This window comes from Serratia plymuthica, assembly GCF_018336935.1.
Classification (GTDB): domain Bacteria; phylum Pseudomonadota; class Gammaproteobacteria; order Enterobacterales; family Enterobacteriaceae; genus Serratia; species Serratia plymuthica_B.
The window spans coordinates 1978565-1994708 of the sequence record NZ_CP068771.1 but is presented as its reverse complement, the minus strand read 5'-3'; the positions used below and the strand labels follow the sequence as shown (position 1 = coordinate 1994708).

Sequence of the window (16144 nt, the reverse complement as noted above, 5' to 3'; positions counted from 1 at the left end):
AACATATGGAGAATTGCGACATGCCTCTGCCCTCTTACACCCGGTTGCGTTTATCCGCATTGAGTTTGGCGATTGCCTGCGCTCTGCCGACGGTGACTTTTGCACAAACCACCAGCACAGTTTCTTCTTCTGCCGCCACCCCGGCAAAAACCGAAAAAACCGGCGAAGACGCCATGACCGTTGTCGCTACCGGCAATCAACGCAGCAGTTTTGAAGCGCCGATGATGGTCACGGTAATCGAAGGCAACGCGCCGGAAAGCCAGACTGCGTCTACCGCAGCCGATATGCTGCGCCGGATCCCCGGAATTACCGTCACCGGCACCGGCCGCAGCAACGGCCAGGACATTATGATGCGTGGCTATGATCGCCGGGGTGTGCTGACGTTGGTGGATGGTATCCGTCAGGGAACGGATACCGGACACATCAATGGCACCTTCCTCGATCCCGGTCTGATTAAACGCATTGAAGTCGTGCGCGGCCCTTCTGCCCTGCTGTATGGCAGCGGCGCCTTGGGGGGCGTGGTCGCTTATGAAACGGTCGATGCCGCCGATCTACTGCTGCCGGGTCATGACAGCGGTTTCCGGGTATTCGGCACCGCAGCCAGCGGCGATCATAGTCTGGGCATGGGCGCCAGCGCCTACGGCAAGGCCGACAATCTCGACGGCCTGCTGTCGTTCGGCACCCGTGACGTCGGCAATTTGCGCCAGGGCAACGGTTTTGACGCGCCAAACGATGAAACCATCAGCAACCTGTTGGCCAAAGGGACCTGGACTCTGGACGAAAACCAGTCATTGAGCGGCAATCTGCGTTACTACAACAATCGGGCGCAGGAGCCGAAAAACCCCCAGGAATCCACCAACTCCAGCGGCAACCTGATGACCGACCGCTCCACTATCCAACGCGACGGCCAGCTCAGCTACCGCCTGAAACCTGTTGGCCAGGAATGGCTGGATGCCGAAGCGAAAGTGTATTACTCCGATGTGAAAATCAACGCCCACGCCAACGGCAGTGAAGATGAAGCCCGCAAACAAACCACTCGCGGCGCAAAACTGGAAAACCGCACCCGTTTGTTTGCCGATACCTTCGCGTCGCACCTGTTTACCTATGGTTCGGAAGCTTATAGGCAAGAGCAGACGCCGGGCGGCGCGACGGAAAGCTTCCCCCAGGCGAAAATCAACTTTGCTTCCGGCTGGCTGCAGGATGAAATCACCCTGCGCGACCTGCCCATCACCCTGCTTGCCGGCACCCGTTACGATAACTACAAAGGCTCCAGCGACGGCTATGCGGATGTCGACGCCGACAAATGGTCGTCACGAGGGGCAATCAGCATTGCGCCAACCGACTGGCTGATGGTGTTCGGGTCATATTCCCAGGCGTTCCGTGCACCAACCATGGGGGAGATGTATAACGACGCCAAACATTTCTCGATCCCCATGGGCCCGACCACCATTACCAACTACTGGGTGCCAAACCCGAATCTGAAACCGGAAACCAACGCGACGCAGGAGTACGGCTTCGGCCTGCGCTTTGACGATTTGCTGCTGGCGGACGACAGCCTGCAATTCAAAGCCAGCTATTTTGACACCAAGGCCAGAGATTACATCACCACCGGTGTCACCATGGAGTTGGGGCGTGGCCCGCGTGGCCCCTATTGCATCAGTTGCACCACTTTCTCGACCAATATTGACCGCGCAAAAATCTGGGGCTGGGACGCCATGCTGAGCTATAAAACGGCGATTTTCGGCTGGGATTTGGCTTACAACCGCACGCGCGGCAAGAACGAAGCCAGCGGCGACTGGTTAAGCAGCATCAATCCTGACACCGTGACCAGCACGCTGGATATCCCGTTGGGTGAAACCGGCCTGTCGACCGGTTGGGTCGCTACCTTCGCCGAGCGCGCCACTCGCGTGGAAACCGGCACCGCCGAGCAAGGCGGCTACGGCGTCAACGACTTCTACCTGAGCTATAAAGGCCGCGAACGCCTGCAGGGCGTCACCACCACGGTGGTGCTGGGCAACGCCTTCGATAAAGAATATTACTCGCCGCAGGGCATCCCACAGGATGGTCGCAACGCCAAACTGCTGGTCAGCTATCAATGGTAACCTTTTGAATACGGCGGGCAAGCCGATTGCCCGCCGCGTGAACCACACACAGGAGCACAACCGATGAGCAATAACTTATACGCCAGTTACCGGCAGGCAAAAATTGATAATCCTGGCAAATACGCACGCGATCTGGCAGAGCTGCTGGGTGTCAGCGAAGCGGAACTGACCCATGCCCGCGTGGGTGAAGACACCCGCCGCCTGCAAGCCGATGCGCGTACCCTGCTGACCGAGCTTGAGCAGGTTGGCGTCACCAAGTCCATTACTCGCAACAGCTATGCGGTACATGAACAAATGGGCCGCTACCTTAACCAACATCTGAACGGCCACGCGGGGTTGATTCTTAACCCGCGCGAGCTGGATTTGCGCCTGTTTCTCAATCAGTGGGCCAGCGTATTTGCCATGAGCGAAACCAACAAGCGCGGCGTACGCCACAGCATTCAGTTCTTCGACCATCAGGGCGACGCCTTGCATAAGGTGTACACCACCGAAGAAACCGATCTGGTGGCCTGGATGGCGCTGGTCGAGCGCCATCTGAGTGCAGAAAACCCGGTTCTGGAACTGAAGGCGACAGACGCCAGAGTCGGCAACGCCGCACCGGACGCCGAAAAAATTGACCGGGAATGGCGTGAAATGACCGATGTTCACCAGTTCTTCCAACTGCTGGGCCGCCATAAGCTGACGCGTCAGCAGGCTTTCCGCGCCGTCGGCAACGATCTGGCGTATCGGGTGGATAACAATGCCTTGGCGCAGCTGCTGAACGCCGCACAGAATCTGCAAAACGAGATCATGATTTTTGTCGGCAACCGCGGTTGCGTGCAGATCTTCACCGGCCAGATCGAGCGGCTGATGCCGCAGGAAGGTTGGATTAACGTGTTTAACCGCCGCTTTACCCTGCACCTGATCGAAGACGCTATTGCCGAAAGCTGGATCACCCGCAAACCCACCAAAGACGGCTTCGTTACCAGCCTGGAGCTGTTTGCCGCCGACGGCACGCAAATCGCCCAACTTTACGGCCAACGTACCGAGGGCCAGCCGGAACAAACCCAGTGGCGTGAGCAGATTGCCGCCCTTGAACCCAAGGACATTGCCGCATGAAAGCTTCATTGTCCCGTCGTCTGACGTTGTGCCTTGCGCTGGCATTGCCGTTCACCGCACCCGCGGCGGAACGTATTGTCTCGATAGGCGGTGACGTCACCGAAATTGCCTTCGCCCTTGGCGCAGGCGATGAGATCGTGGCGCGAGACAGCACCAGCCTGCAGCCTGCGGCCGTGAAACCGCTGCCGGATGTCGGCTATATGCGTCAACTCAATGCCGAAGGGATTCTGGCGCTGAAACCCACGCTGGTGCTGACCACCGAACTGGCTGAACCAGCGCTGGTGCTCAAGCAGTTGGAGGAAAGCGGCGTGAAGGTGGTGCGAATACCCGGCGACACCACGTTGCAGGCGGTGCCGGAGAAAATCGCGGTCATCGCCAAGACGCTGCAACGCGCCGACCAGGGCAAGCAACTGAGCGCCCGTTACCAACAGCAACTCGCGCAGGTGAACACCTCTTCGTTGCCGATCCGGGTGTTGTTCGTCATGAGCCACGGCGGCATTACGCCGATGGCCGCCGGACAACATACCGCCGCCGATGCGGTCATCACCGCCGCAGGGTTGAAGAACGCAATGCAAGGATTTAACCGTTACCGCCCACTGTCGCAGGAAGGCGTCATTGCCAGCGCGCCCGATCTGCTGCTGGTCACCACCGATGGCGTCAAGACCCTCGGTGGCCTGGAACAGCTGTGGAAACTGCCTGGCGTTGCCCTCACGCCTGCCGGCAAAAATCGCCGCGTGTTGGTGGTCGACGACATGGCGCTGCTGGGCTTTGGGCTGGAAACACCGGCCGCGCTGGCCAAACTGCGCAATGCGGCGGAGCAAAAGTAATGCCCGGTCGCACTTCTCCGCGCGTGACCATTGCCGGCCTGCTGGCGCTGCTGGCGTTATTGGCGCTGTGCGCCGCCAATATGGGCGCACTGACGCTGTCGTTTCGCACCCTGTGGCAAGCGCCGTTCAGCGATACCTCTTGGCATATCTGGCTAAACATCCGCCTGCCGCGCGTGCTGCTGGCGGTGGTCATCGGCTGCGCACTGGCGGTGTCCGGCGCCGTCATGCAGGGGCTGTTCCGCAATCCGCTGGCCGATCCCAGCCTGTTGGGCATCAGTAGCGGTGGCGCGCTGTTTGTCGCGCTGATTATCGTTATGCCATTGGCCCTGCCACCGGTGATTGCCCTGTATGGCCACATGTTGGCGGCTTTCCTCGGCAGCCTGCTGGTGTCGCTGCTGATCTACGGCATCAGCCGCAGCGGGCATGGCAGCCTGTCACGCCTGTTGCTGGCGGGGATCGCGATCAACGCCCTGTGCATGGCGGCCATCGGCGTGCTGTCTTATCTCAGCAGCGAACAACAGCTGCGTCAGTTTTCATTGTGGATGATGGGCAGCCTGAGCCAGTCACAGTGGCCGACGCTGATCGTATCTGCCTCTTTGATCCTGCCGGCGGCCCTGTTGACGCTGCTACAGGCGCGCCGCCTGAACCTGCTGCAACTGGGCGATGAAGAAGCGCACTACCTCGGCGTGAATGTCCAGCGAGCCAAACTGCAATTGCTTCTGCTCAGTGCCTTGCTGATTGGCGCGGCAGTGGCAATGAGCGGCGTTATTGGTTTTATCGGCCTGGTGGTGCCGCACCTGGTGCGCATGCGGCTCGGCGGCGACCACCGCTGGCTGTTGCCCTGCTCCGCGCTGGGCGGCGCCTGCCTGCTGTTGGTCAGCGACACGCTGGCACGGACGCTGGTGGCACCGGCGGAAATGCCGGTCGGACTGATGACCAGCCTGATTGGCGGGCCTTATTTCTTATGGCTGGTCATGCGCCAGCGGGAGCGTGCGGATGGATAACGCATCAAGCCTGACGGCACATCAGCTACGTTATAGCCTGGGTTCGCGCCGGTTAATCAACGACGTCTCGCTGAGTATCGCCAGCGGCGAAATGGTGGCGATTATCGGGCCGAACGGCGCGGGGAAATCGACGCTGCTGCGTCTGCTGACCGGCTACCTGTCGCCAAGCTGCGGGGAGTGCAAACTTCTCGGGCTGCCGTTGGATCAATGGCAGCCGCAACAGTTAGCCAAGGTACGCGCGGTGATGCGCCAGCACAGCGATCTGGCCTTTCCGTTTACCGTCGAGGAAGTGGTCGGCATGGGCCGATCACCGCACGGCAAGCGCCATCTGCAGCAAGCGGTGCAGCAGGTGATGGCGCAAACCGACTGTCTTGAACTGGCCCAGCGGGATTATCGCCGCCTTTCCGGCGGCGAACAGCAACGGGTACAGTTAGCCCGCGTGCTGGCGCAGCTTTGGCAGCCGCAGCCTTCGCCCTCCTGGTTGTTCCTGGACGAACCCACGTCGGCGCTGGATCTCTACCACCAGCAGCATACGCTGAGGTTGTTGCGTTCACTGACGCGGCAACAGCCCATTGCGGTGTGCTGCGTATTGCACGATCTGAACCTGGCGGCGCTGTATGCCGATCGTATTTTATTGTTGCATCAGGGGCGTTTGGTTGCCGTGGGCACGCCGCAGGAGGTATTGCAGGCGGATATTCTGACCCGCTGGTATCAGGCCGATTTAGGCGTGGTACACCACCCGGAAGTGGCGCTGCCACAGATTTATCTGCGCCAGTGAATCGGGCCCGGGTTTCAGCCAGGCGGTTTGCAGGGCGCAGCATGCTGCTGCCCAGGTTAGCCCGCCGCAATGTGAAACGCGGCGGGTATTTCAGCTCGAACAGGAAATCTCCAGATGCTTGCCCCAATCCGGCGGCAACGCGGCGAGATCGTCGTATTCTGGCGCATCGGCGAACGGCGTCAGCAACGCCTGATGCAGGCGCGCCAGCTTGCTGACATCATCCTGCTCGGCACGCTCAATCGCCTGCTGCGCCAGATAATTGCGCAGGATTAATTTGGGATTTGCCGCCTTCATCGCCTGCTGCCGTTCACTGTCGCTCACCTGCTCTTGCTGCAAACGCTGCCGATATTGCCGATACCACGCGTCGAAGGCGTCGCGATCGATAAACTCATCCCGCAACGGCGACTGCGCCTGTTGCTGTTCCGTCTGGCTCAGTAAGCGGAAAGTACGGGTATAGTCACGCCCCTCTTGCGCCATCAGGCTCAACAACCCGGTCAGCAGATCGTTATCCTGCGTCGACTGGGTGAAAAAGCCGAGCTTGGCACGCATCTGTTCCCCATAGGCACGCATCAACGCCGGCTCATAGGCCGCCAACGCCTGTTGCAACTGCTCGGTGGTCATCAACCCGGACAGCGCCTGCGCCAACCGGTGGAGGTTCCACAGCGCAACCGCAGGTTGATTGTCAAAGGCATAACGCCCCTGATGATCCGAGTGGTTGCAGATAAAGTCTGGTTTGTAATCGTCAAGGAAAGCGTAAGGGCCATAATCGATGGTAATGCCAAGGATCGACATATTATCGGTGTTCATCACGCCGTGAGCGAACCCGACGGTCTGCCAATGCGCGATTAAGCGCGCAGTGCGTTCAACTACGTCAATAAACCAGGGTAAATAGCCGTCGTCGTGACCCTTCAACTGCGGCCAATGACGGGCGATCACAAAATCGGCCAGCTGTTGCACCTGTTCTGGCTGTTTGCGGTAGTAAAAATGCTCAAAATGGCCGAAGCGCACATGGCTTTCCGCCACGCGCAGCAACATCGCCCCACGCTCTGGTTGTTCACGGAAAACGGGCTGCTCGCTGGTCACCAGAGTCAACGCGCGGGTGGTCGGGATCCCCAGGTGATGCAACGCCTCGGAGGCCAGAAATTCACGGATCGCCGAACGCAATACGGCACGGCCGTCACCCATCCGCGAATAAGGCGTTAGCCCAGCCCCTTTCAGATGCCAATCCATGCTGCGGCCATCCGCCAGCTTTTGTTCGCCGAGCAAAATGCCGCGGCCGTCACCCAATTGCCCGGCCCAAACGCCAAACTGGTGGCCGCTGTACACCTGCGCTAACGGCTGCATGCCGGGCAGCAGCGTTTCGCCCGACCATATCGGGCTCTTGTCCTGGGTAAACCAGCTTTCGTCCAACCCCAGCTCCCGCGCCAGCGGTTCGCTGTGATACAGCAGGCGGGCGCCCTTCAGCGGCGTGGGTTTCAACTCGGTATAAAAACCGGGTAACTGATGGTGGTAAGCGTTTTCGAACTGCGGCATAGGCCCTCCGTTTCCGCTTAGTGTAGAGCCTGAGCGTGCGGATTAACACAGAGGAAATGCAGGGAGAAGCCTCTGTCGGGAATCCATGCAGAGACGGAGGATCGACGCTGACGCCAATACGGCTTAAGCACCTTGTTGCGCCGATGAATGGGGGGCTTTATCAGCCAGAAAATCATCATAAATAACCAGGCCGGAATCGCAGCAAAAATCATCCGGACCGTTATTACTCTGGGGTGTATAACGTTACCCGTTATCGTTATTGAACTCTTCTGGCGTCATCCGCAAAGCAGCCAGATTATCCACATCAACGCTGGGCCATAAAAACCCCTGCAAACCAAAAACGCCGGCATGCCTGAGCTTATTAAAATATTCCTTCTTCTCTATGCCGCAGACAATCACCCCCTTGCACAGCAGATTGATATTCTTTAAGAGCGAGTCGATTACCACGTCATACCCTTGGTGGTCAAAAAGCTGCCAGTAAAAACGTTTGTCGATTTTCACATAGTCAAACAGGCCATCATACAATGCGGTCAAGGTCGCCTGCCCTGAGCCAAAGTTATCCAGCCACAAGGGAAAAATCTCGCTTAGCCGGCTGACCTTGGTATTGTTTTTTCCCGCTGAAAGATTCGGAAAACTCTCGCTGATCTCGAACGCAATAAACGGCCATTGCCGCAGGCGTTGACGCAGCAGATCGTCAGTGAGGATCACATCGACAAGGGTTTCTTCGATATTGAAGGTCAACAGCACGTCGTGTTCGACAAACCACTCGGCATGTTGCTCTACCAGCCTCAATTGCTCATGAAATAACTCAATCTTTTGCGAGGCGGTCAATAAATTAATCCCAATGTCAGCGGGCATGGCCAAATCACCGTCCAGGCTATTGAAACGGCATAATATTTCTACCGCCAGCAGCCTGCCGTCCATTGAGTAAACGGGTTGAAAAACATAGCTACTAATAAAGTCAGCTTCGAATTGAATTTTCATTTTAATGCCACAGGCAGAATGGCGAGCAGCTCATCCTATATCAATATATTTTATCGATCAATCCCTCTGGGATTAATCGGAAATATCAATGTAATTACCAATAAGTTATCATTTAATTGATAGATTAAAGCTATTCATGACTGGCAGCAGGAAGAATTAGAAAAAATTTAACTTATGGCAAAACCTGAGGATTACGAATAAACCCGTGAGAGATTTAACTTAAGTGATGGCAAAATTCTTAAAATTTAACTTGGCTCCATTGTTTTAATTAAAGAAATTCCTATTAGATAAAAAACAGGCCATTCTTGCCCAACGCTATTCTGCCCACGCGGCCAGATAACTGATTAAATTTAATAACACATCAATTCACTGCGTTATTCTCAGAATTGAAACAACCAAAAAATGCCCACCTTGATTTTAGCGGATTTATGCTGTAGCGGAATTTACGACTTTTTGACGATGGGAGGCTGCAAGAGAGTCAGGGGCCAGCACGGTTTGAAAAGGGATGAGCTGCCTCATCCCAGGGTACCTGAGCCTGAACGTTATTTAATCGTCTCGATCAGCCACTGCCGCAGCTCAGCCAACTCGGCAGCTTGATCGGGAGACTGCGCGGTCAGGCTATCACAGCAACTTGCCACAGCTTCGCTGCGATAGGCACACCCGACCAGCCTCTCTGCCAACTGTTGCAACGGCGCAGGGTTAAGGCTATCGGTGAAAATCTGCGCCCGCTCAATGACGCCTTTCTCCACGTCAAAGAAGATATCCACTCCGCCCCAGACGAACCGCTCATTCAGCAAATGGCTAAATGCAGGCGCTTTGCCGAAATTCCACTCCCAACTGCTTTGCCTGGCGAACTGGGCGGCGAAATCCGGCAGATCGGGATAAACATCCGGAGAGATGATTTCCGCCGTGGCGGTATCGCCATAGTGGTCAAAGAAGGCCTGTGTCACGGCGTCACATATCTGCCGGTGGTTGATATCGGGCAGGAACTCCGCCAGATTGGCAACGCGAGAACGCACAGAGGTGATGCCCTTGGCCTGCAATTTTTTGGGGTCCGGGTTAAGGTAATCCGCCAGACGATTGAGATTGGCATTCAGCAACAACGTACCGTGATGAAACCCGCGATCCTGAGTTTCACGGTAGGCCGACCCGGATATTTTACGTACGCCCTCTGCGGTATCGATCACCAGATCATTGCGCCCTGATGCCGTGGCGGAGATCCCCAACTGAGCCAGCGCCGCCAGAATAATGCCGGTGGACACGGTTTTATCGTAGCCGGGTTTACCCGCCATAAAGGTAAAACAGGTATTGCCCAGGTCGTGAAATACCGCTCCGCCCCCACTGCTGCGCCGCGCCAGCCGGATCCCATCTTGCTCCATCCGCCGGGTGTTGCATTCTTTCCACGGGTTTTGTGACTGGCCAATGACCACGGTATTAGCTAGTATTGCAAACATGATAACGATAATTATTATTAAAATGACATCGAGTCAGGCCAGGTACGGTACTCTAAATGACAAAGGAGCCTGAAGGCTCCTTTGTCGAATTACTTGGTATCTTTTGGTGGATTTGGATCATGTCCATGTGAATCAGAATTCGAAATCCTCCCATCCTTATTATGGATCACTAACTCACTTTCTTGATTACGGGAAATTGCCCTACCGGCATCAATGGCTTCCTTCTTTGTACCAGTAACAACCGTAGCACGACTGTTACCTTCACCTTTTACTTGCCATCCATCAGCATGGGGTGTTACGTGTTGATCTTTACCTTTTGCCATGTGTAAGTCCTCTTGATGGGATATCAACTTCAGATTACACATTTTGAAACAAAATGTACAATTTGCAACCAGATGGATTGTCACCCCCCCTATCCTTACCCTAAGATATATGTGGTTACTTGCTTACCCACTGGGAATGATGAAAATGACAGAAGAACAATTCGAAGATAACTATCCGAAAGACAAGTACGAGTACGTTAGAACCAATATGAGAACCAAAGGTACTATGGGTCAGACCGAAATCGAGTTTTTTGATATCATCGATCGTGAAACTGGGCAGGTAGTACTACAACCAACCAGAACTGAACATACGAACCTACGCGAGTTGAACACTACGGTGAATTGGAATTGGTAAGCTCAATGAAAAAATTGGTTCTAATTTGCCTTCCGTTGATTTTGGTAGGATGTGCTCAAGTTCAGTACAACGATGGGAAAACCGTAAGTATCCAGTCCGATGGCTGGTATGGTTTGGACAGCTTGCAAAAGACAGCCAACGCAGCTTGCCAACAGTACGGCAAGGGCAAGGCTACATATACACACTCTGCGAATATGAATCCTCACCTTCCGGAAGGATCTGGAGTACAGAACACCATATGGAAGTGTGAATAAAAATGCCCCTAGTGGGGCTTTTCATTTCGGAGTCGTAGTAAGTATTGGATACAGTGTGATCATAACCGTAATTATCACAAATATTAATGCCCAACCCGGTATGTATATCCCGCTAATTCTTTTGAATTTCTCATCGGGCAAAAGATAACTTTTAAAGTAATTATTTAACCTCATTCGTGTTACTAACAACCTGCTGTATAAAGTCCTCCGATACAGCACGCCTGTTATTCTCTGATATGCAAAAAATTTCTTAATCCAAGGTTTTATTCGATGAGCGTTAATTGACCCAGAATCATAAGTACTATATAAATTTATCGTTGGGTGATCGGCTAATGAGTCTTTGGAAGTGCTTGGAGTCAAAAAAACCAATACTAAACCTATAGCACTATAGGTTACATGCAGAGTTGCTCCGTGCTGGAAGTTAAGATCGGTATGAATGCTTTCATTATTTTTATATCTATACCCATTCCCAGTAAATTCGGCAGAAAACCTCAGGGCTACACCATCATAACCAACACTTTCCTTATTAGGAATAGATTGGTCTTTATAATCATAATAAAACAAGTCAATCCCATTTGACTTCGCATCTCTGACTACGCTCTCAAATTCTGAAATAATTAATCTTTTATGTATGTTCCAGTTTATTTCTGAAACACGCACTCTAAATTCATCTTTATTAAATCCAGCTCTTTGTTTTGATAACCAACTATCCATACAACACCCTGTTATTTAACCACCACCAATCAATACTATCAGTACCCGCCATACGTCATCAAGTGGTATTGGCAGTACTACCCCACATACAGCCAGTACTGGGAGAATCACGTAATTCCATGCAACAATAAACGTTAGTACATACCCAAGAGCCTGCCACCACGTGAAGCCCTTACGAGTTTCTTCGAGTGTTATTTCATTCTGCTCATGGCTGTTCTGTGCATCTAAATCTTTCTTACTCTGTTCCTTTTTCTGGAAGAAACTGAAACCAGTTTTGATCAAATCAATGATCGCTCCTATTCCAAACATTTTAGTATTCCTGTTGAATAAACCCAGAAGTACTTCCCCTTTACAAACAATCTTGTTTTTTCAATGACAACGATAGTTCGTTCAACGTCAAACAATGACCATTGGTATATGTTTCCAAGTTCCAGTTGTTGTTGTTATTTCTCAAAGATGATATTCATTGTTTCTTGTACATCAACTTCCATTTCAAGTTCTTCATTAATTAGTTTTAGCTGTTGCTTTAATAGTTTCTTGAACTTCTGACCAAGAAAACAAACATTAGTGGGCAGTGAGTTACCATCCGGTACTAGATCATTAATTTGAATTGAACGTGTATCATCTTCATAGTATTGATGTTGGTCTTGCATTATCATTTACATTCTCCTAAATATATATTGGCCTTGTAGGTCAGATAAGATAAGACGTGCACCGGCTTCGGCGTTTGCGTAAAAGTCATATACCATTTTACGTTTCTTAACCTCACGAACACCGACAACACGTTTAGAACGGTTTTTCCTACCTTTCTTTGTAGTATCAATCATTCGTTTCTTCCCACCTGAATCTACTATTTTAAATTTACCATTCCTAATGCCGGATTTCATTGCACTGATATTTCCCTGTGCAGTGAGTTTTGCAACAGATGTTGGTACTATTTTCACTTGATTACGTGGTTTCACAGTAATATCGTGTAAGTACTTGGCCTGATAATCCCTCACAATGATTTCATTAACTGCACCAGTACTTGTGTAAGTATCCCAGCTTTAGTTCCACGCACTTTTTGAGATTTCCGGGTTTTCAGCCATTAGCCGGTACTCTTCCGGCGTCAGGTTGTTCAGGGATTCATGAGGCCGCTCGTTGTTATATTCCATCAGCCAGCGCTCTGTAATTTCCCGTGCTTCATTCAGGGTTCTGAACAGGTAAAAATCCAGGATTTCTGTCCGGTATGTCCGGTTAAACCGTTCGATAAACGCATTTTGTGTAGGCTTACCCGGCTTAATAAATTCGAGCTGCACACCATGTTCTTCGGCCCACTGTGCCAGCGCCAGTGAGACCAGTTCTGGCCCGTTGTCCATCCGCATCTTCAGCGGGTAGCCGCGGTTTGCCACTATCCTGTCCAGCACTCTGACCACCCGGTGCGCCGGGATATTCAGATCGATTTCTATTGCGAGAGCCTCGCGGTTAAAGTCATCAACCACATTGAAGGTCCGGAAGCGTCTGCCACACACCAGCGCATCATGCATAAAATCTATCGACCAGCTCTGGTTAAGTGCTTCCGGCGTCGCCAGCGGCGCCGGGTTGCGTACAGGCAAACGCTGCTTTCCCTTGCGGCGAAAATTCAGTTTCAGCAGGCAGTAAATGCGGTGAACGCGTTTATGATTCCAGGCGTTACCCTGCCTGCGCAGCAACTGGAACAGCTTCTTAAACCCATACCGCGGGTAGCGCTCTGCCAGCTCAGTCAGCGCCTGGATCACCGGTTCATCACGCCGGGTATCGGGCGGGTAAAAATACACCGTCCTGCTCAGCGATAATGTCCTGCAGGCCTGGCGTAAACTCATGGCAAATTGCGCCGTCAGATAGTTAACGAGTTCACGCTTTATCGCTGGTTTTAAAGCTTTTTTTCGATAACGTCTTTCAGGGCCCGACATTCAAGGCTGAGATCGGCAAACATCTGTTTCAGGCGACGATTTTCGTCCTCGAGATCTTTCATCTTTTTGATATCAGAGACTTCCATACCGCCAAACTTCGCTTTCCAGTTGTAATAACTGGCTTCAGAGATACCGGCTTCACGGCAGACATCCTTAACGGTACGTCCGGCTTCGACGGACTTCAGAACGGCAATGATCTGGTGTTCGGTGAATCGGGCTTTACGCATGGTGATCTCCTCAGGGGACATAATCAGTATGTCGGAAGATCTCTAGAAGTGAATGGTTCGTTTCGCAGGGATACTTACACTGGAGCGTCTAGTACTAAATCGGTGTATGTATCCTTGATAGTACATGACCATTCCCCCGACATCGTAACTATCGTTTCAATCTGAAAACCATTAATGTTAATACATTGATATAACGATTCACTCAATTTAAAAGTTTTGCATTCTGCTATCAGTTTCATTACATATTACCTCTACTGTATTTAGGTAAAAAAAAGCCCCGGCGATTAGGCCGAGGCTGGGGGTAATTTATTATTACTATTATTGGTTAAATCCCCTATTCACTGGTGTTGGTAATTTTATAGGTTCTCAATACTATTGCTGTGAATCGGTGCGAGGCTATTCGTTTTTACTACAGTGTTACCCGTTTCACCCGGTTCACGATAGGCACGGATATTAGTAACCCGCTCGGCTGCAATGCGACAGCCCGTACTGTTATTGTCCAACTGATAGTTTTTATTGTATGTTCTGCGGCAATCGCTGCTGAATTGTGGCCTGTAAAATCCATCACCAGCCGGGAACAGTACTACTACGTTGTTCCCATCAACCGTTCCTACCAGTGCTTGATCCATCCAAGGGGTACTACAACCGGTAAGTAAGGCTATTGAAAATAATATGATTACTAATAATTTCATAAGGTTCTCCAGACATTTTTATTTTATTTATTGGCCGCTGACGGCTGGAAGCATCATATCAGACGAGCACTTACATTGATAGGATTTACAGATCAATAATTGATAATTGATCACTTTAAACGATCAATAAATTGATATCGTACGTGTACGCCACTGTGAACTGTTTTAGTGAAAACCCAGGTAATCATATAGGTGGTGTGATTTAAAACGCGTAGAGAGGCGTACAGGAGGTTGGATTATCCGGTGGTACTAACTTTTTACTTCAGGTTGATGCCCTTATTGTTTAGTACCACCGGACAATAGTACTATACTATCAAACATATAATGGTGGGGACAATTTGGTGTGAGACGAATAGACGTTATCATGATCACCATTACTGCTTTAGCTGTGGCTGTTACACTACCAACCTTCCCGTACTATATTAGTGAAAAATTAACCCGACTACTGTATGGCAGTATGTGAGGTAATAAAACATGGAAAATAATGCAAAACTAACTGATCATACCTTCCCTCTTGAGAGTAAAGAATACTTTGAACATTTACTGGGGAAGAGTCTCGCGGATGGGGAGAAATTCACTACGCAAGACTACAAAAAAATTGAAGAGGCTTATAATAAGGCTCATGACATTCGCAAATTTGAAATTGAATTATACTGGAAGCGGGCGTCATATTTTTGGACACTCATATCAGTACTAGTCGCAATTTGTGGTGTTGTCTCTGCTGCGTTTTTAAAGGATGGTAAGATTGCCAAAGAACTACTGTCATTTTTGTTTTGTGCAAGCGTGCTCGGTTATTTTATTAGTCTACAATTTTTAATCACCTGCCTTAGTGGGAAACAGTGGCAGGAAAATTGGGAGAGACATATTGATATACTTGAACCTTATTTTTCAGGAAATATTTATAAATTAAACATCGTCAAAGGTAATATAAGACACTCAATATCACTATCAAATGAAATTATAGTATTATCTATTACTTTTGTTTGGTTTGGCATTAGTATATATAGCATGTCATATATATCAGTAAACTTCATGCTAATAGGTTTGGCTTTCATAGGCATAACAACTGGGGTTTATTTATGGAAGTCTTTGAAAAGATCAAAAAATACAGATATAGATATAACATTCAACATTAGAAGAGTGAAATCCACAAAAATTAAAAATACAAAAAATTACCTTTCAGAAAAATTCCATATGAAATGGGCTAATCGAATAATCACCGGACTTGTTATAGTACTACTCACTCTTATAGTACTGCTATTGATTGGTGTTATTCTTTATAACTCGGATAAGAAAATGGAAATAGGTTCATTGACTGATTGGCTAAGTGCAGGTGCAAACAGCTGCATGGCTGGTGCAGCTGTTTATGCAGCCGTTAATGCCAAAGACTGGCTTTCACCTAAATTAAACGATCGTAAAGTAAAGTTCGCAGATGAAATAATAGATAATTTCTGTAGATTACAGCAAGAATCTTTATATCTTCACACTGATGTGAAACACATTATTAACACCGATCCTGATATTCAAGGTGAAAAAAATAGCTTTGCAAAACGCTGGGGAAACTTGCGTGATAGAGAGTCTATCTATAGGAAAAATACAATATCTCTAAGATCTGACATGGCAAGAATGGAGCTCTGGGGATTGAAACCAAAAAACAAGAATGAATTTTATGCAATAATTGAAGCACATTTAAATTTATCTTATACAATTAGAGATGCATTATCAATTGGAGCTTATGACACTCAAAATAGATTAAATAATAGTTTTGAGTATGATCGAGAGCTAAGCAAAAAGTACAAAACCGTTCGTACATCGCACAGTAAAATAATTAAACACTATGCTGATTTGTTTATTGATTAAGGAGCATA

General features: G+C 50.4%; 15 protein-coding genes and 1 pseudogene. 6 read left to right on the top strand and 10 right to left on the bottom strand.

The window, feature by feature from the left end:
* The first annotated feature begins 20 nt into the window (after nucleotides 1-20).
* From JK621_RS09515 to JK621_RS09495, 5 genes are all read left to right on the top strand, one after another.
* On the top strand, nucleotides 21-2102 hold the full coding sequence (locus JK621_RS09515) for a TonB-dependent hemoglobin/transferrin/lactoferrin family receptor (protein ID WP_212559576.1): 2082 nt from the start codon (nucleotides 21-23) through the stop codon (nucleotides 2100-2102).
* A 63-nt stretch (nucleotides 2103-2165) separates the two neighbouring features.
* Nucleotides 2166-3200, top strand: a complete 1035-nt coding sequence (locus JK621_RS09510; protein WP_212559575.1) for a hemin-degrading factor — start codon at nucleotides 2166-2168, stop codon at nucleotides 3198-3200.
* On the top strand, nucleotides 3197-4027 hold the full coding sequence (locus JK621_RS09505) for a heme/hemin ABC transporter substrate-binding protein (RefSeq protein ID WP_212559574.1): 831 nt from the start codon (nucleotides 3197-3199) through the stop codon (nucleotides 4025-4027). The genes JK621_RS09510 and JK621_RS09505 overlap by 4 nt, the downstream gene beginning before the upstream one ends.
* Entirely contained in the window at nucleotides 4027-5031 is a 1005-nt protein-coding gene (locus JK621_RS09500; RefSeq protein WP_212559573.1) for a FecCD family ABC transporter permease, read from the top strand. Before JK621_RS09505 ends, JK621_RS09500 begins: the two co-directional genes overlap by 1 nt.
* A complete protein-coding gene (locus tag JK621_RS09495; protein ID WP_212559572.1) occupies nucleotides 5024-5809 on the top strand; it encodes a heme ABC transporter ATP-binding protein in 786 nt (261 codons plus the stop codon). The genes JK621_RS09500 and JK621_RS09495 overlap by 8 nt, the downstream gene beginning before the upstream one ends.
* Before the next feature lie 90 nt (nucleotides 5810-5899).
* Here the strand turns inward: JK621_RS09495 and JK621_RS09490 are convergent, their stop codons facing one another.
* The 10 genes and pseudogenes from JK621_RS09490 to JK621_RS09445 form a co-directional block, all read right to left on the bottom strand.
* The gene (locus JK621_RS09490; protein WP_212559571.1) at nucleotides 5900-7342 is read right to left on the bottom strand and encodes a protein adenylyltransferase SelO; all 1443 of its coding nucleotides are present in this window, start codon (nucleotides 7340-7342) and stop codon (nucleotides 5900-5902) included.
* A gap of 243 nt (nucleotides 7343-7585) precedes the next feature.
* Nucleotides 7586-8326, bottom strand: coding sequence for an EAL domain-containing protein (locus JK621_RS09485; protein ID WP_212559570.1), 741 nt, complete (start codon nucleotides 8324-8326; stop codon nucleotides 7586-7588).
* A gap of 542 nt (nucleotides 8327-8868) precedes the next feature.
* Nucleotides 8869-9765 (bottom strand): annotated as a pseudogene (locus tag JK621_RS09480) (lipoate--protein ligase); the annotation flags it as partial.
* Nucleotides 9766-9869: 104 nt separating this feature from the next.
* A complete protein-coding gene (locus JK621_RS09475; RefSeq protein ID WP_212559569.1) occupies nucleotides 9870-10103 on the bottom strand; it encodes a DUF2188 domain-containing protein in 234 nt (77 codons plus the stop codon).
* A gap of 630 nt (nucleotides 10104-10733) precedes the next feature.
* Nucleotides 10734-11426 (bottom strand): hypothetical protein, encoded by a 693-nt coding sequence (locus JK621_RS09470; RefSeq protein WP_212559568.1) that lies wholly within the window; start codon nucleotides 11424-11426, stop codon nucleotides 10734-10736.
* 15 nt (nucleotides 11427-11441) lie between these two features.
* On the bottom strand, nucleotides 11442-11735 hold the full coding sequence (locus JK621_RS09465; protein ID WP_212559567.1) for a hypothetical protein: 294 nt from the start codon (nucleotides 11733-11735) through the stop codon (nucleotides 11442-11444).
* Nucleotides 11736-11869: 134 nt separating this feature from the next.
* Nucleotides 11870-12085, bottom strand: coding sequence for a hypothetical protein (locus JK621_RS09460; protein ID WP_212559566.1), 216 nt, complete (start codon nucleotides 12083-12085; stop codon nucleotides 11870-11872).
* The gene (locus tag JK621_RS09455) at nucleotides 12086-12388 is read right to left on the bottom strand and encodes a hypothetical protein (protein WP_212559565.1); all 303 of its coding nucleotides are present in this window, start codon (nucleotides 12386-12388) and stop codon (nucleotides 12086-12088) included.
* Nucleotides 12389-12472: 84 nt separating this feature from the next.
* Nucleotides 12473-13584 (bottom strand): IS3 family transposase gene (locus JK621_RS09450; RefSeq protein WP_212559564.1). Its coding sequence is split into 2 segments (ribosomal slippage): nucleotides 12473-13323 and nucleotides 13323-13584, totalling 1113 coding nucleotides; the frame shifts between segments, so codons are not numbered across the junction.
* A gap of 356 nt (nucleotides 13585-13940) precedes the next feature.
* On the bottom strand, nucleotides 13941-14276 hold the full coding sequence (locus tag JK621_RS09445) for a hypothetical protein (protein WP_212559563.1): 336 nt from the start codon (nucleotides 14274-14276) through the stop codon (nucleotides 13941-13943).
* Nucleotides 14277-14750: 474 nt separating this feature from the next.
* On the opposite strand from JK621_RS09445, the gene JK621_RS09440 reads away from it, so the two are divergent.
* On the top strand, nucleotides 14751-16136 hold the full coding sequence (locus JK621_RS09440) for a hypothetical protein (RefSeq protein WP_212559562.1): 1386 nt from the start codon (nucleotides 14751-14753) through the stop codon (nucleotides 16134-16136).
* Nucleotides 16137-16144: the final 8 nt, after the last annotated feature.

What these genes read in the sequence shown, in the direction of transcription:
- JK621_RS09515 (WP_212559576.1), top strand. Translation starts at nt 21, where the DNA reads ATGCCTCTGCCCTCTTACACCCGGTTGCGTTTATCCGCATTGAGTTTG.
- JK621_RS09510 (WP_212559575.1), top strand. Translation starts at nt 2,166, where the DNA reads ATGAGCAATAACTTATACGCCAGTTACCGGCAGGCAAAAATTGATAAT.
- JK621_RS09505 (WP_212559574.1), top strand. Translation starts at nt 3,197, where the DNA reads ATGAAAGCTTCATTGTCCCGTCGTCTGACGTTGTGCCTTGCGCTGGCA.
- JK621_RS09500 (WP_212559573.1), top strand. Translation starts at nt 4,027, where the DNA reads ATGCCCGGTCGCACTTCTCCGCGCGTGACCATTGCCGGCCTGCTGGCG.
- JK621_RS09495 (WP_212559572.1), top strand. Translation starts at nt 5,024, where the DNA reads ATGGATAACGCATCAAGCCTGACGGCACATCAGCTACGTTATAGCCTG.
- JK621_RS09490 (WP_212559571.1), bottom strand. Translation starts at nt 7,342, where the DNA reads ATGCCGCAGTTCGAAAACGCTTACCACCATCAGTTACCCGGTTTTTAT.
- JK621_RS09485 (WP_212559570.1), bottom strand. Translation starts at nt 8,326, where the DNA reads ATGAAAATTCAATTCGAAGCTGACTTTATTAGTAGCTATGTTTTTCAA.
- JK621_RS09475 (WP_212559569.1), bottom strand. Translation starts at nt 10,103, where the DNA reads ATGGCAAAAGGTAAAGATCAACACGTAACACCCCATGCTGATGGATGG.
- JK621_RS09470 (WP_212559568.1), bottom strand. Translation starts at nt 11,426, where the DNA reads ATGGATAGTTGGTTATCAAAACAAAGAGCTGGATTTAATAAAGATGAA.
- JK621_RS09465 (WP_212559567.1), bottom strand. Translation starts at nt 11,735, where the DNA reads ATGTTTGGAATAGGAGCGATCATTGATTTGATCAAAACTGGTTTCAGT.
- JK621_RS09460 (WP_212559566.1), bottom strand. Translation starts at nt 12,085, where the DNA reads ATGATAATGCAAGACCAACATCAATACTATGAAGATGATACACGTTCA.
- JK621_RS09445 (WP_212559563.1), bottom strand. Translation starts at nt 14,276, where the DNA reads ATGAAATTATTAGTAATCATATTATTTTCAATAGCCTTACTTACCGGT.
- JK621_RS09440 (WP_212559562.1), top strand. Translation starts at nt 14,751, where the DNA reads ATGGAAAATAATGCAAAACTAACTGATCATACCTTCCCTCTTGAGAGT.